Origin of the sequence: Aedoeadaptatus coxii (genome assembly GCF_001553115.1) — a bacterium.
Taxonomy (GTDB): domain Bacteria; phylum Bacillota; class Clostridia; order Tissierellales; family Peptoniphilaceae; genus Aedoeadaptatus; species Aedoeadaptatus coxii.
Genome location: NZ_KQ960180.1, coordinates 1 through 15,418 on the forward strand (window position 1 = coordinate 1; position 15,418 = coordinate 15,418).

General features: G+C 30.2%; 19 protein-coding genes and 2 pseudogenes. 2 read left to right on the forward strand and 19 right to left on the reverse strand.

Annotation, left to right across the window (positions count from 1 at the left end; genetic code table 11):
- Positions 1-295: 295 nt before the first annotated feature.
- From HMPREF1863_RS05605 to HMPREF1863_RS05630, 6 genes are all read right to left on the reverse strand, one after another.
- Positions 296-637, reverse strand: a complete 342-nt coding sequence (locus tag HMPREF1863_RS05605; RefSeq protein ID WP_068368359.1) for a GntR family transcriptional regulator — start codon at positions 635-637, stop codon at positions 296-298.
- Positions 634-852 (reverse strand): DUF1648 domain-containing protein, encoded by a 219-nt coding sequence (locus tag HMPREF1863_RS05610; RefSeq protein ID WP_068368361.1) that lies wholly within the window; start codon positions 850-852, stop codon positions 634-636. Before HMPREF1863_RS05610 ends, HMPREF1863_RS05605 begins: the two co-directional genes overlap by 4 nt.
- A gap of 40 nt (positions 853-892) precedes the next feature.
- Complete coding sequence (locus HMPREF1863_RS05615; protein ID WP_068368363.1) at positions 893-1,150, reverse strand: metalloregulator ArsR/SmtB family transcription factor; 258 nt, start codon at positions 1,148-1,150, stop codon at positions 893-895.
- Between the two features lie 95 nt (positions 1,151-1,245).
- Entirely contained in the window at positions 1,246-2,802 is a 1,557-nt protein-coding gene (locus HMPREF1863_RS05620) for a hypothetical protein (protein WP_068368366.1), read from the reverse strand.
- Complete coding sequence (locus tag HMPREF1863_RS05625; RefSeq protein ID WP_068368369.1) at positions 2,777-3,505, reverse strand: ABC transporter ATP-binding protein; 729 nt, start codon at positions 3,503-3,505, stop codon at positions 2,777-2,779. The genes HMPREF1863_RS05620 and HMPREF1863_RS05625 overlap by 26 nt, the downstream gene beginning before the upstream one ends.
- A gap of 111 nt (positions 3,506-3,616) precedes the next feature.
- Positions 3,617-4,234 carry a TetR/AcrR family transcriptional regulator gene (locus tag HMPREF1863_RS05630; protein ID WP_068368372.1) on the reverse strand — a complete coding sequence of 206 codons (618 nt, stop codon included), beginning with the start codon at positions 4,232-4,234 and terminating at the stop codon, positions 3,617-3,619.
- Positions 4,235-4,501: 267 nt separating this feature from the next.
- On the opposite strand from HMPREF1863_RS05630, the pseudogene HMPREF1863_RS09240 reads away from it, so the two are divergent.
- Positions 4,502-4,621 (forward strand): annotated as a pseudogene (locus HMPREF1863_RS09240) (plasmid mobilization protein); the annotation flags it as partial.
- A gap of 149 nt (positions 4,622-4,770) precedes the next feature.
- Here the strand turns inward: HMPREF1863_RS09240 and HMPREF1863_RS05640 are convergent.
- The 7 genes and pseudogenes from HMPREF1863_RS05640 to HMPREF1863_RS05665 form a co-directional block, all read right to left on the reverse strand.
- Entirely contained in the window at positions 4,771-5,277 is a 507-nt protein-coding gene (locus tag HMPREF1863_RS05640; RefSeq protein WP_068368375.1) for a hypothetical protein, read from the reverse strand.
- Positions 5,278-5,429: 152 nt separating this feature from the next.
- A pseudogene (locus HMPREF1863_RS05645) lies at positions 5,430-5,701 on the reverse strand (type II toxin-antitoxin system RelB/DinJ family antitoxin).
- A 72-nt stretch (positions 5,702-5,773) separates the two neighbouring features.
- Positions 5,774-5,995, reverse strand: coding sequence for a helix-turn-helix domain-containing protein (locus HMPREF1863_RS05650; RefSeq protein WP_068368378.1), 222 nt, complete (start codon positions 5,993-5,995; stop codon positions 5,774-5,776).
- A 2-nt stretch (positions 5,996-5,997) separates the two neighbouring features.
- Entirely contained in the window at positions 5,998-6,519 is a 522-nt protein-coding gene (locus tag HMPREF1863_RS05655; RefSeq protein WP_068368380.1) for a DUF2975 domain-containing protein, read from the reverse strand.
- Positions 6,520-6,542: 23 nt separating this feature from the next.
- Positions 6,543-7,013: a hypothetical protein gene (locus HMPREF1863_RS05660; RefSeq protein WP_068368384.1), complete on the reverse strand. Its 471-nt coding sequence runs from the start codon at positions 7,011-7,013 to the stop codon at positions 6,543-6,545.
- 96 nt (positions 7,014-7,109) lie between these two features.
- Positions 7,110-7,316 carry a hypothetical protein gene (locus tag HMPREF1863_RS09120; protein WP_157065093.1) on the reverse strand — a complete coding sequence of 69 codons (207 nt, stop codon included), beginning with the start codon at positions 7,314-7,316 and terminating at the stop codon, positions 7,110-7,112.
- A 178-nt stretch (positions 7,317-7,494) separates the two neighbouring features.
- Positions 7,495-8,007 carry a hypothetical protein gene (locus HMPREF1863_RS05665; protein ID WP_068368387.1) on the reverse strand — a complete coding sequence of 171 codons (513 nt, stop codon included), beginning with the start codon at positions 8,005-8,007 and terminating at the stop codon, positions 7,495-7,497.
- 689 nt (positions 8,008-8,696) lie between these two features.
- Between HMPREF1863_RS05665 and HMPREF1863_RS05670 the strand changes: the two genes are divergently transcribed.
- The gene (locus HMPREF1863_RS05670) at positions 8,697-9,641 is read left to right on the forward strand and encodes an Abi family protein (RefSeq protein ID WP_068368390.1); all 945 of its coding nucleotides are present in this window, start codon (positions 8,697-8,699) and stop codon (positions 9,639-9,641) included.
- A 180-nt stretch (positions 9,642-9,821) separates the two neighbouring features.
- Here the strand turns inward: HMPREF1863_RS05670 and HMPREF1863_RS05675 are convergent, their stop codons facing one another.
- The 6 genes from HMPREF1863_RS05675 to HMPREF1863_RS05700 form a co-directional block, all read right to left on the reverse strand.
- Entirely contained in the window at positions 9,822-10,121 is a 300-nt protein-coding gene (locus HMPREF1863_RS05675) for a hypothetical protein (RefSeq protein WP_068368393.1), read from the reverse strand.
- Between the two features lie 211 nt (positions 10,122-10,332).
- Entirely contained in the window at positions 10,333-11,079 is a 747-nt protein-coding gene (locus tag HMPREF1863_RS05680; protein WP_068368396.1) for an ABC transporter permease, read from the reverse strand.
- Positions 11,080-11,088: 9 nt separating this feature from the next.
- Positions 11,089-11,787: a hypothetical protein gene (locus tag HMPREF1863_RS05685; RefSeq protein WP_068368399.1), complete on the reverse strand. Its 699-nt coding sequence runs from the start codon at positions 11,785-11,787 to the stop codon at positions 11,089-11,091.
- Between the two features lie 2 nt (positions 11,788-11,789).
- Positions 11,790-12,701 carry an ABC transporter ATP-binding protein gene (locus HMPREF1863_RS05690; RefSeq protein WP_068368402.1) on the reverse strand — a complete coding sequence of 304 codons (912 nt, stop codon included), beginning with the start codon at positions 12,699-12,701 and terminating at the stop codon, positions 11,790-11,792.
- Between the two features lie 50 nt (positions 12,702-12,751).
- Positions 12,752-13,015, reverse strand: coding sequence for a hypothetical protein (locus HMPREF1863_RS05695; protein WP_068368406.1), 264 nt, complete (start codon positions 13,013-13,015; stop codon positions 12,752-12,754).
- Positions 13,016-13,035: 20 nt separating this feature from the next.
- Positions 13,036-15,418 (reverse strand): ABC transporter permease (locus HMPREF1863_RS05700; protein ID WP_068368409.1); only part of this gene is annotated, 2,383 nt, incomplete at its 5' end.

The following is a 15,418-nucleotide window of genomic DNA, read 5'->3' on the forward strand; positions in this document are numbered from 1 at the left end:
CAGTAGAGTTGCACTTGACTTGACAATTCAAGGGCAAAAAAAAGGAGGACTTCTACACTTAGGCATACGAAGTCCTCTAAAACAGAAAATTAAAAGTATTTTACTAACTGCACTTGATTGTTTCAGTTTGCATATGAAACAATAATCTGCTATAAAGATTATAAAAAAGGGAAGTTTTTTGTTTTTTTGGTATTTTTAAAACTATATGCTTAGATTTCTCCATGTTTATTTCCTCCGTTTTATCTATAATCTAAATAGCCAAAATCTCTATCTCCTTCTTGCATAATTGATTTTTTTAAGTGTCTATTCTATCAAATAATTTGACAATCTCAGCATTCGAATATCCTAACTCATACAGTTTTTCCAAAAACATTTTTGTTAGCGTGTTCAAATCCTGATTTCTTAACTCAATTATTTTCTGTTCACTTTCAATAACAAAATATCCTTTACTTCCTCGACTAACAATAAAACCCTGCTTCTCAAGAACTTTTAACGCTTTTTGAACTGTTGCAGGATTACATCCCTCCCTCTGTGCTAAAGCTCTTATAGGCGGCATCCGTTGTCCCGGAGCATAATCTCCTCTTAAAATAGTCGCTCTTAACACTGATGCAATTTGTAAATATGGATATATTTTCATTCGTTTTTATTTTTCCTTCCTCGTACAAATTTCCAATATGCAGAGTATGGAATAACTGTAGCGAATAGAAGATAATATTTATTAGCAAACATATCAGGGGTTCCTTTTGCATTGAAATGAACAGGAATTTTCTCTGGAAGAAATATGCAAATAATAAATGTTACAAACATCATTCCTATCAGCACTAATACATCTTTCAAAAATCTTTTTTTCATGGCAAATCTCCTTTCTATTTGTCAATAGCTTTCTATTTTCCTAAAATTTATCTAACCACCTTATAACTTCTACAAATGTATCCCTATTAATTGAATAATAGATATAATTTTTATATCTACTGTCGATAATTAATTTACTCTTTTTTAATAAAGATAGATGATAAGATATAGTTGCTTTTTCTAATTTAAAATGACTTGCTATTTCTCCAGCAGTTAAATTTTTATTAGAAATAATTAATAAAATATCCATTCTAATGGGATTTGATAGGGAATCAAATATTCTAACTAAATCTATCATCTTTTATTCCTGAAATATTGTAAATAAACTTAATATTGAAATAAACACCATTATATCTTTTAATAATTTTTTTCATAGAACATCTCCTCCTTAAACTAAAAATTTAATCTACAAGTTTTTATATAAACGCCACCCGCAATAACGAGCAAAATAAGTGCTACTCCCAATAATGTAGGTACTATAGAAAAATGCAAAAACCAATGGAAAAGAATTGGTATAACTAATGCAGCCATTCCAATAATTGCAGATACAATAACAGGCATACTCTGTTTTACTATCATCATCTCACTTTCCCATTCAAAGTTAGGGAATTTTTTATTCAAAGAAATTCCAATCACTGTTATAAAAATGGAATAACAAATAGGAACAATTATTAAGCTGATAGTTTGAATAATATCCATATCAAGCTTTACCAAAAATATAAACACAGAAATAATATATCCAATTAAATGAAGCGTAAGATTTACTGCAATCTTAGAATTCAAAATCGTTTTTACCCTAATAGGAGAACTTTGCAAAATCCAAACATTTTTACCTTCTAAAGATATGGAAAACGCTGCCGGACAACTAAGTAAAAACATTGAAGCAATACACATTGGAGCAAAATTCGAAAGATATTCATTAATATTTTCGATTCCCGAATATTCCCCTATTTGTTGTAAAGAATTAAAAAGAAGAAATATACTAAAAATACATAAAAGTATTACACCAAGACCTGCATTCAACACTGCCATATATGAGTTTAGAAACCGTCCCATTTCTTTTTTATATAGGGCAAAAAATACTGATTTTCTATTATTTGAATTTTTGTTGTCGGAATATCTTGTTGTTGTTTTAGCAAGAGTATTAAGCAATCCATACTTCAATGAAACCATTTTGGCAAATATATAAAAAAATACTATTGAGAGAACAATAAATAATCCTACTCCAATGTACATTGGAAAATTATAGTATTCCATAAATAGCTTAGATAGTGGGTACAATCCGGTAATTTGCTTAGAAAGCATAATCCCAATACTATTTTCATTACCTGATTTCATAGCTGACACTGCAATATATCCAATTATCCCTATCATTGCAAATGAAAAAATTAAAGCAATAACATTTTTTCTCTTAAAGAAAGATGAAGCAACAACAATAACGATTCCCATACATGCTGCTATACACATAGGTATCAACGGAACAAAAATTATGGAAGTAAAATACAATATAATCTGTAATACATTTAAACTTCCGTTTAACACCCAAACAATTCCTCCCGGAAGCATAAACATCAATCCTATTGAAAAATTCAATAAATACATAAACATAAACTTGCTGCTTATAATATCTGAACTTTTTACAGGCAATGACAAAAGATTTTCCATATCACGACTGCCAAATAAAATCCCATTCGAATAAAATATTGTCAAAAATAATATTGCAAAGCTTGATACCGATACCATATATGCTGGTATCAACTCCTGCTGTCCCACTTGTACCAATGTTTTGGCTGTTATGATATTATAAACAAAGAAAAATATAGCAAGAGTTATTATTCCAAAACTTGCAATAACAATTGAACTTTGTTTTTTATTTCCCGGCTCTTTCATTTCGTTGATCGGAAAGAAATTTATCAATTGTGCTCTAATTAATATCCAAATTTTGCTCATTATCCTGCACCTCCATGAAAAAAGTTTCCAAAGATTTATTGCCTTTGATTTCTTCTGTATTTCCGCTCGCAATTAACTTTCCATTTTTTATAATTGCAATTTTATTACACAATTTTTCTGCAACATCCAATACATGTGTTGAAAAGAAAATAACTCCTCCATCTGATACACATTCGTGCATTATTTTCTTTAGAAGAAAAGTTGCTTTCGGATCAAGTCCAACAAAAGGTTCATCTAAAATTAGTAACTTTGGAGAATGCACCAGTGCAGAAATAATCGCCGTTCTTTGCTTCATGCCATGTGAATACGAAGATATTATCCCCGAAAGATTTTTCGTCATTTCAAATAAATCACCGTATCTCTGAATTCTTTCTCTGCGTATCTCAGTAGAAACTTCAAATAAATCTGCAATAAAATTTATGTACTGAAATCCCGTCATATGTTCATATAAATCCGGATTATCCGGAATATATGCCATCATTTTTTTACAAAAAACAGGCTCCTCTTTAATGGAATGCCCATCAATCGTTATACTTCCATTCTCAAAATCATGAATCCCAACTACCGCTTTTATCGTTGTAGTTTTTCCGGCTCCATTTGCACCAATGAATCCATAAATATCTCCAGACTGTACTGAAATGGATAAGTTTTCAACAGCCTTTTTGTTCCCATAGAATTTACTAAAATTCTTTATCTCTAACATAATTTCCACCTCCATTGACAATTTGTCAGTTATTCCTTGAAATAAAACCGATAACTTGTTTAGCAGTAGCTATCGGCATATTATTCTCCTTGCAAACATTCTATTCTTTTTTTAATTACTAAAGAGCTTTTTCGTATTTAAGCTTTGTTCAAGCATTACCTTAAATGCATTTAAGTAACTATTAACAGGTTCTTTCTTTAGATATCTTATACTTATGTTATTTGAAACAAAAACATAAGCTGTCATAAGAAATTCTGCTGTTTCTAATGGATATTTTACAGAAAAAACTTTTTCTGTTATTCCTTGATTTATAATCTTTTCAAAATATATTGTTAGTTTTTCGACAAGTTTATGAGATAACTTATCTATCATATATTGATTTTCTTTAAGGTCAACAGTTTTTTGTAGCACTGTACCCTCTGCTGAAATATTTTCCGAAGATATAATTGTGACATCTATAAAAGATCTGATTTTTTCTATGGCGGTTTTATCTTCATCATAGACAATAACATGAATATCTTTCAATAATTTATCTGAATATTGTTCCACAAGACAATATAAGATATCCTCTTTATTCTTAAAGTGATAATATAACAACCCTCTTGATATATTTACTTTATCAACTATATCCTGAGTTGTTGTATTAGTATATCCCTTCTCCATAAAGAGTATCATTGCAGCATCCATAATTTCAGCACGTCGTATTTCCGGTTCTTTCACATCTCGCATTTCATCCCTCCTATTTAAAAGATATCACGCAACTGACACTTTGTCAATTGTGTTTTCTCATTTCTCTTGAATTTTATGGTATAATATATTTACAATTTTAGAAAAATGCTTAATGCTTGCTTGACTTTTGTAGCAAGCACAGTAAGTGTACGGACACTTACGAAAAAATTAATGGAGCAGACCTTTACGGAATGCTCTATTTTTTTAATTTTTACCTTGTTAGGGAGAACCCTAAGACCCCAAAATATATTTTATAAAGGAGAATAAATGGCAAATAGATTTAGAAATGAAAGAATAGAAATAAAACTAACTAAAGAAGAAAAGGAAATTTTTGAAAAGAAAATGAAACTTGCTAATTGCAAAACTATGTCCCACTTTCTTAGGAAAACACGCACAGCTGTAATCAATATTTCTCCGGCTTTTTCAATACCTTCTATTTCTCTACCCTATTCAGCCGGATAATCACAGTTAGATTTAACATATTCTTAACATTGGATTTTTCGTTCGTGTAATGCTAGCAGCCTTTTTACTTACCCTCACATGTCAAAGATCTGGCTGGGGCTTTCCAAATAGGAAATTTTTTCGCCAATAGTGGCCCTGAGGACGTGCCGGGTCTCCCGGTCCCCCTTCTTGGTGACAAAGACCAGGTCGTATCTATTATCATCCGGATCCACTCTTGTAACAGAAACCAGAACCACCCGGTCCAAGGTCGTCTCTCTTAGGGGGAAGTAGGGGTAGTCCCCATTGGCCACCATCGTCTCCAGTGCCTCCTGGGTCATGACTTCCTTAAAGGGGTCATAGAGGGCGGGCAGACCCTGGATCGCTTCTTGGCTGGCTTCTAAGTCACTATCCAGTCTAAGAACCTGACCTGCCTGGCTAAGATCTTCCTCCAACTGCCTCCAGTCCTCTTCCTTAATGTCCAGCTGGGCCAGGTAGAGCTTGGCAAAGTCTTGGGCCAGTGCTTGGGCCGGGTCTTTGGTCTTTTTGGGACCACAGGCCACCAGGGCCAAAGCTAATAAAATAAATATAGATACTCTTTTCATAACATCTCTCTTTTGCTAATAATCTCTATATTTTTCATCAAGAACTTCGTCTTTTGCTATTTTCTCAATAATATGAAACAGCTTTTCAATGTCTTTTCCTTGCTTTTTCAGCCTGCTTTTAATCCTTTTTAAATCTCGTCGTAAACTTTATTTTATACTTCAAGAGCTTTCCTCAAGTCATCCATATTATCATAGGATGTCACATTCGTATCTTTAGCTATCTTTCTTCCTTCTTCAATCGCTTTTATGGTTTCATCACTTGGAACGTTAAATTTTAAATCAAAAGGAATGCCGCTTTCTCTAATACTCGCCCTTAAAAATATATTAATGATTGTCGTCATATTTAAGCCTAAACTGGAGTAGATTTTTCTGCTGCTTCTTTTATTTCTTTATCTGTTCTTATATTCAAATTTGTTGTGGCCATTTCCTCATCTCCTATATGATTATGTTCGTGTATAGTCAGCACGTTGTCATTATATGTTGCATATTAACTTCATTATCGTTCTTCTTCATTATCATACTCAAGTAAATCACCTGGTTGACAATCAAGCTCCTTACAGATGCTCGCTAAAGTATTAAATCTAATACCTTTGGCCTTTCCTGTTTTTAATATTGATAAATTTGCTTCGGTTATCCCTATCCTTGCTGCAAGCTCTTTCGATGTCATATTTTTCTTTTTTAAGACTTGATCTAGATTTATAATTATTTGATCCTTCATTTTCAAATTATACTTTCCGAATCTTCTTTTAAGGATTTTCCTGAATTAAATATCATCATTGATGAAAATGCTATAACCATCAAAATTATATTCGTTAAATAGTCCTTAATAGTTAAATTAAAAACACCGCTAACATTGTCAACTTTAAAATAATTGAAAACTAGCTTAGAAATAATTTGGCATATTGTCAAAATTAAAATAGCTATTAAAATGTTTTTCGAATATTTTGAGTTTAAGTCTGAAAAATAATCTTTCTTCTCTAAATTCACTAAGATCTTCTCAAATTTATCCAATGAGAAACCAGCAACAATGAATATCATAACGGCACTTAAACATGAATAAATAATAAAAGAAAGAGAAACTTCTTGTAAATTAAATTGTTGAGATTCTACTAAATGTATTACATCATCTTTGAAAATTAGAGTTAATATACTCCCAAGCAATGTGAAGCCTGCTCCCAAATATGAAATATATCTTAAAATCTTAGATAATATAATCGCTATTTTGAAAATAAAACTCTTCATAACTTTTCCTTAGCACTTTCGCATTATCTTTTATCATTCGCATCTTTCAATTCTTGTACTTTATCTTTCAGGTCATTTAAATCTTCTTTAGAAAGTTCCCAAGTTAATGAAGATGGAATCATGGGCATTCCTACCATTGTAATATATGGATAGTTTTCATAAATATAAAAATCTATCTCTGTAGCTTTCTTATCTTTTCTCTTGCTGGTTAACATGAAGTGGTAAGACTCTATTGCATCATCTGGTATTTCTTTAAAATAATTGTCGAAGTTTTTATCATTAATATTTTCTACGCTCATTCCTGTTAAATTGCCAAAGTAGTCTAAAACTTCTTGTTCTTCTGTTTCAACAATTTTTTTATTGTTAGAATCAAATATTTCAATCTTTTCTTCTTTTTTACTTCTCGTTTGTTCTGTCATAGTATTTGGAATACAAGAAGTTAAAACTATAGAAAAAGCAAGAAGAATAGATATTATTAAAAACCTTTTTCTCATTATGATCCTCCCCATTGAATTATTGTAAAACGATAATTATCTTTGAATATTATTGTAAAACAATAATTATAGTTTGTCAATATCATTCGTGATGACTTAAAACTTATCAAAGTCTTCTTGTGTAGCTATTTCTTTGTTTTTATATTCATCGTTATTCTTTTCTGTGAACATATCATTTACAAGTCCAATTGTTAATAGGGATAAATCAGAAACAGAAAGACCTAATTCTACAACCCTTAATAGAAACAAGGGTGTAGTCATTGGTCTTTCTGTTGGTCTTACTTTTTTAGGAACTTCTTCCAATTTTTATATTAAGCCCCCGTTGTTCTTCCTAGTAAAAAAAAGACGGTGAAGATATCTTCTCCCCGTCTTTCCCTCGATTTACTCGTACCTTTTAGGGTGAATACTAAATTTAAAATGTTAATACTCTACCTACTAAAAACATATGAAAATAGTGTCTAGTTTTTTTAATGCTGTTAAATCAAATTAACATCGTTGGGTCTGATCCAAACCAAGTCTCTACACCTCTATCATGCTCATCACTAGATATAGGATCTTCGTATCCTACATCGTCAATCCATGAGATTGCAAAATAATATTTATCTGTTCTAGTTTCTTTTAATACCAGATAAGACAAGCCATCAGGTTTATATTCTATATCGTAATCATTTCTTGTTTCCATTGGCCTGCCTTCTACGTAACCCCAACATTCCCCATAAGCTCCTATGGATAACTTTCTTCTTTCTTCTCCATAAAAACCTATACATTCTAGCATCTCTCCACTTTCTATTTCTGATTTTAAGAATTGATTCGTCGTAATTTCACAAGTAATACTATATTCTTTACCCGTTGGTTTAGATGTAATTTCTATTAAGTACCGGCCTAATAAATTTGGACAACTTCTATCATTCGTACATTTTTTATATTCATAGCTTATTTCTTTATCATTAATTTTTATAGATATATCCCCAAAAGGAGTATTTAACCTTTTCATATAAGCCTCCTATTGATATTAGGCCAAGGTTAGAATACCATCAATCCCTATTATCCATAAACGGATTAATTCGTATCATTGTCACACCTTATAACCCTATCAAGAGCCATTATTCTATCAATGATACTGTCCATTTCTCCTTAGAATTTTTTTCAAGGAGTAGTTCATGAGTTCCTTGGTAGAAGACGACATATCTTTAAGCCTTGACTGAAGGGAGCTACTGTAAAACTCATACCTTCCAAGTTTTTACCGTCTGAACTACCTCCATCGATCGAAAGCAATTTCTCGAATAATATATATCCAGCCTAAGTCTTTTATTAATTTTTCAATGAGACTATAGTGAACACCGACGTTGCTTTCTGATCTTTATATGGCCAGGTTTCCATGAGTTATAGTTCGCCTGCCCTCTTTTCTTTTTTAAGCTTTTACTCTATTTTCTTGCCAACAATGCAATCGTCTCACAGTGGCTTGAGTGGTCAGTATGAATAAAATTTGAAAATTTTCAAAATCCTCGTATGTGGAAATATGTCCACTAATTAATTATAAACCTTTCTAGATATCTTTATAGTTTCCATGCTTACCAATTTTATTTCTGTAAGACCTTGAATTAATAGAACTTTCTGCTATAATATAAGTAAGGAACAAGCCCTTGCCATACGTGGCGGGGCGTTTTTTTATGAGGTGCGCATATGAGTAAACCGTTTAAAATTTATGATGAACAAATTGAAATACTCTCAAATAGAGGTTTAGACATTAATAATCCAGAATATGCTAAGATTATTTTATCACAAGTTAATTATTATAACCTTATCAATGGCTATAAAACTCCATTTTTAGACAATACATCTTCTAATGAGGTAGAAGATGTATATAAAGCTGGTAGTAGTTTTGAAGAAATTTATGCTCTTCATGAAATGGATCGTGAATTAAAAGAAGTGATTTTTTCTTCTCTGCTCCGTTTTGAGAAACTTCTAAAAACATCCTGTGCTTATCATTTTTCAGACTTATACAGAGATGGACTATATCCTTACTTACAAATTGAAAATTATTCTGCATCAAAGCATCAGCTAAATTATGTTTTGAAAAATATAGGGACATTATCCAATGCCATAAGTAGAGAAAATAAAAATTCAAATGGCAAGAAACCTATTAAGCATTATATAAAAAAGCATGACCACATCCCTCTTTGGGTTCTTGTAAATTTCCTTACTTTAGGAAATATATCTTATTTTTATAATTCCCTAGATGAATCTCTTCAAAATAAAATTGCTAAAGATTTTGGTGAGAGATATAAAGAGAGTTACCAGTCTAAAGAAAAAATTAGTAAGACTGAACTTATAGATATAATTAAAATCTGTAATTTTTTCAGAAATGTTTGTGCCCATGATGAAGTCATGTATTCATTCTCATTGAATAAAGCTGGTCAAACTGCTATTTTTGAAAAGTTTTTCGATGAAAATTATACTGGCAAAAATTTACATGATTTAATATTGGTCCTTAAACTAGTTATTCCCGAAAAAGAATATCAATCTTTAATCTCATCAATTAGCTCCATCAAAAATAAATATGAAGATAAATTTACTAGTGTATCAATTGATGCCATATTTGCAATTTCAGGATTTCCTAATAAGTAGTTATTAACTTAACTACTTATTTTTTTATTTGATCACGATTATCCTCAATTGCTTATGATAATATTATACCAATTATATTAAGTCTATTAAGTAAAATCAAAAGACCCGACTAGGTCCGCTTCATACTAAGAAGCGTGTCGGGTACTGTTATTTTTATTGTATATTTACTTTTAATACTTGTCAATTTTCTATTTCAACTTCAAGTCCTGATTTAAATATCACTTTAAGACTTTCATCATAAACTATAATCTTCTCTATAAGTTTCCTTACTAAATCTTCATCATAGCTTTCTATTTCTGATTCTTGATTGTCTAAAAACTCTTCTAATTCCTTTAGCCTGCTTTGTTCATTCTTCTCTTCTGCCATAGTTAGGAGTATCTTTTCTTTCTCATTCCTTAGCTCTTCCACTTTGTCTGCAAGGTCTGTGTAGTCTTTCTTGGCATTAGCTACTATTAAAAGCTCTTCTTGAACCGCCAGCATTTCTTTGTCTATTTCTTCTATCTGCCTACCTCCGTCACCTGTGATGGCATTTTTAATGTTCTCTTTTATTATTTCTTTTAATTCTATCTTTTTTTATTCCTATTATACTTTATTATTTAGTCTCAAGAAGTACCAATCTTTTCGCATGGCTTGAGTAATCGATATGGATAAAATTTGGTATTAGACTAAAACTAATTTCAAAATTTTAATTCTATTTCAAATCTACTTTCTTAAAAGCATGACTCGCCAGCATAGTAAAAAATATGAAGATTGTCAAAGCACTAATAATAATCATAATATGATTATTAGCACTTAAATTCTCATAAAGAACATATCTGATTTCTATTAGTGGAATAAAGTTTAATATCTTCACTTTATCAAATAAGCCTTCTGGTTTTCCATAAGCCATTAATAAGGAAAATGCTAAAATATATGTTGCTGACAAACTTAATGTCTTTCCTATGTCCCTACACAAAAAAGAAATAAATATACACACAGAGAACATGGCGCTATTTAACAGAATGGAGTAGAGAATTATCTTTATTATGTGAGCTATCCCTCCTGTCATACTAATGGAAAATCCAAGTTTTGGAATCATTCGTATACATCCTGCTAAAGGAAAAGTTATGATGAGTAAATTATAAATGATTAGGCAACTTATGATTTTAGAGATAAATATATCTTTTCGAATGTTTCCAAAATAGATATCGTTATTTATAGTTCTATTTTTAAATTCTATTCCCAATAATGCTGATGTTATAAGTGTTGCTAAAATCACTATTATTGTGGAGTCAAATACCATAGCATCAAATATTCCTATGGCATCTTTACTACTTTTTAAGTCTAAAATATAGCTCTCCGCACCAAAAACCCCCATTAGTATAATGGATAAAAAGGAGATGAGTATAATTTTATTATGTTTTATTTGATATAGGTCTTTTTTAATCAAGTTTTTCATTTTATCCTCCTATTTCAAATCACATTCTTCAAAATATCTTTCTGTCAAGATATTAAATATTAATAAATAACTTATAGCAACTAATAAGGCTTCAATATTTCCTGTTGTATTTTCTATTAGGAGCCTTGCTTGTCCTAGTGGGAGTATATGCGCAAAACTTAAAGCCTTTTGTGAATTTAACAAAAATATTGTTAAAAAATACAAGGCAGTTGAAGCTACTAGTATCGTGCCTGGTTTTTTTAATAAAATTGCTAAGAACATGATTACACTTATAGAAGCACTATTTAATAAAATACTCATTAATATAATAGTTATCCCTTGTGATAAAGAGTACATTTGACCCCAGCTCTTTATTGATGTATAGATAATAGTTACAATAAGCGGTTGTAATATTAAAATCAAATTAGAGAAAAATATAGAGATAGCACTCTGGGCAAATACTACATCTTTTCTCTTATGGCCTGACACAATATATCTATTAATTTGTCTTTCAGAAAAATTATCACCAATATATAAAGAAATAAACACATTCACAACTATAAAAACTAGAGATGTATTGTAGAGAGTTTGATATAAAGCTTCTGCCCCATCCTTAATATCTCTATCTAGTAGTAAAACAGAGCTTATAATTAAGGATACAATCAAAATAAATAGGTTTTTTTTATCTTTTCTTATTTGATAAAATTCTGATTTTAGTATATCCTTCATAACTATGGCCTTATCTTTGCAAATACATAGTTTTCTAGTGATTCTTTTTCGCTACGCATTTCTCTTATGTTGATTTGATTTTCAGTAAGCAAGATAGATAAATCCTCAATATTCTCACTGAAGTTTTCTATTAATATACGTTCTCCCTCTATATTTATGCCTACATCAGGAAATTTATCTTTTAATATGCTGATTGTCCTACTGTTATCGCTAGTAACTATATAAATATAATCTTTTCTTTTATTTAAAAGTTCGTCTTTAGATATTTCTTCTATGATGTTTCCTTCATCTATTAAAATGAAATCTGTCGCAGTATTCTCAAGCTCTCCTAAAATATGACTTGAAATTAAGAAAGTCTTACCTTTATTTTTATTTAGGTCATCTATAAGGATTCTAATTTCTTTTATTCCCTCAGGGTCTAGACCGTTTATCGGCTCATCCCAAATAAGAAAGTCAGGATTTCCTATAAGGGACATGGCTATTCCAAGTCTTTGCTTCATTCCCAAAGAGAAGTTACGTGCTTTTTTATTTCCAACACCGCTAAGTCCAACAAGATCTAAAAGTTCATCTATCTCACGTTCATCTTCTTTTCCTAATTGAATCTGTTGAGCCTTTAGATTCTCTTTAGCACTCATAAAAGGATATAAGGAAGGGCCTTCAACTAATGCTCCTATCTTTCTTCTAGCTTCTTGTAGTTCTTTTTCTCTTGAGTTTCCAAAAAGTGATAATTCTCCACTAGTTAGAAAAGCTAGTCCTGTAATAATCCTTATAAATGTGGTCTTACCTGCACCATTTTTACCAATAAAACCATAAACTTTACCTTTTTCTAATTTTAAATTAATATTATTAAGTGCAGTATTGTGTTTATATTTTTTTGTTAAGTTCTTTGTTTCTAAAATTACTTTTTCTATCATTTCCTTTGTTACCCTCCATCATTAAAATATAGCCTAGAATCCTGATTTAATTATACACCTATGACATGACCTACAAACATCGCTATAGGAAGTAATAAGATCAAAAGGACATTTAACCCCATAAATAATCTGTCCTTTTCCTTTACCCCAAATATTAAACCTATTAGTCCAATAATTGGGCAGACAAACATTGATGTGAGTCCAGTTGGTCTTAGACTGGTATAGCTTTCAAAGATGTCTATTGGCAGTAGGTAGGAGATCAGAAATATTACGAGTCCAAGTAAAAAAAAATTTTTACTGATATTTTTCTTCATACTATTCTCTTCCTTTGAAATTATATTGTTCGAATTAAATCTATCGTCGGTCTGTCTAATATTCTCTTTAAAGAGAAGTGGTAGATTAACAAATTTATACAATATACTATTATCGAAAACCCTAGGAAAATTTTGTAATCATAATATTTTAGTAAATTTAAAAAAGTCAATCTCGATGAGAATATAGAAATTATAAACATTACACCTATACTAGTTAATATAACTATAAGCAATGATTTTATCTGTTCATTTAAATATTCTTTTTCATAAACTCTTTTGAGTTCATCCAAATCCATTCCACAAGAATAAAAGCTTCCTATTTCTTTTCTTCTACTCATCAAGCTTAGATTTATAGATGAATATCCATTTGTAATATTTAAAACCAATATTATTAATCCTATACCTAGCACAATTTTCATTAGGTCTTGTAGACTCTCAAATTCTTTTTTTTCTAGCTCTTCCCCTACAGTAATATTAAATCTATCTTCAGGTAAAATTTGTCCCCTAATTAAGGTTTCCACATAATCTTGTGTATCTTTTGCTTCAGAGTCATTTACTTTCATATTCAAAGTATAAGGATAATTTCTATATTTTTCATCGCCTGCTTCTTCCATCAGATTGAAAAATGTATCAAAGTCGGTGTAAATCTTCACATCGAAGGGCATCGTTCTAGACTTAATTTTCCCCAAATCATTTATTGACTTTGAAACCTTAATACTTTTTTGGTAATTATCTCCAATACTTATGTCAAGACTTGTTGGATTTTCAAAATATGGAATTTTCTTTGCCTTAGATATAGGTATGGAAGAATCTTCTTGGATCATATTATAAAGTAGAAATTCTCCTTTATTTCCTCCAAGCTCTTTTAAGTCTTCTTCTTCTAAGGCTATTAAAAATCCATTCATTCCCTTCGCATTATATTTTTCAATATTTTTTTCAGCCTCTTTATCTAGGCTTGCATTCCTAGCTTCTTTTGAAAAATTTTTATTATTTTCAACTATTACATATTTTTGTTTAGAAATATAGGATTTTTCATTAGAGATTTTTTCATCAATCTCTTTTAGTACCGATGGCACTTCATCCTTATCACTATAATAATCTACAGAAAAGTTATATCCATTATCATAATACGAATAGTCTCTAAGATAATTTGAAATTCCTATTACAATTACAAATACTGAAATGATTAGAATTCCAATAGCTGAAATAAATCTTTGTGATTTTATTGAAGCTAAGTTGTTAATTCTTAGTTCTTGCCATAAGTTCTGCTTCTTCTTTTTCTTATACTTGGAAAAATCTATATTTCCTCTAATACCATCTATAATGTTGATTTTAGAAATCTTTTTTGAAGGAGATTTTATAGCCAAGGAAACAATTATAAAAGAAACAAATAGTATGGCTAAACTTAATAATGGATTAAATCTTACTACTTCAAAGGCACTTACTCCATCACCTTTTTGTATATTACTATACAAATAATATATAAAGGAATAACCTGCTATGTGACCTAAAAGTATTGGAATGGCTGATATAATTAAACCTTCTTTTAAAAGCATCAAATATATTTGACCATTAGTTGACCCTATAGATTTATATATAGACAGCTCTTTAATTTTTCGAAGACCCCAAACCCAAAAGATATTTTTTATAAAAAATACAAAGACGGCTATACATCCGAAGATAGATAATACGATAACCGCTTTACTCATAATGTTTTGTAAAGCATCTCTTTCGATACCGTAATAATATATCAATCCATCAGAAAATTTTAGTTCTACATCCCTACCAAGTTTATTATTTATATCTTCCTGAATATTTTCTTTATTTTTATAAGATTTTTCAAATGAATCAAACTTTAAATATGTTTTAAAGGATGACATCTTTTCTTGTAATCCTAAAGCAAAATTTAATTTACTATATTTGTTATAAACGTCTCCGTAAACTCCTACTACAGTAAAAGATTTAGTAGAATCTTTTTTAAACATCTCCTTATCAGTATTTGCACTAGTAGGACCTATTTTTTCCCCATCTATAAACCTATTACCTATTTCAAGTTTTATTTCATCACCTAAATTAATACTATTTTTCTTTGCAAGGCTCTCAGATACTACAATTTCATCTTCATTTTCAGCAAATCTACCTTCTTGAAGTCTTGAATACTCTCTCATTTCATTTATTGCTTCATCCTGATAATTAATGACAAGTAAATCATTATTATATTTAGCATTATCTGGATTAAGTGACATTTTTCCAATTAATTCGATATCTTCAATAGACCTTAGTTTTTCTACATCTTCATTTGATAACTCATCCTTAATCTCAGCATGATAAAAATTATTTGACATGGCATATCCATAGTTGGCTTGTCTATTTGTATAACCATAATAAAAAACCACAGTAAAA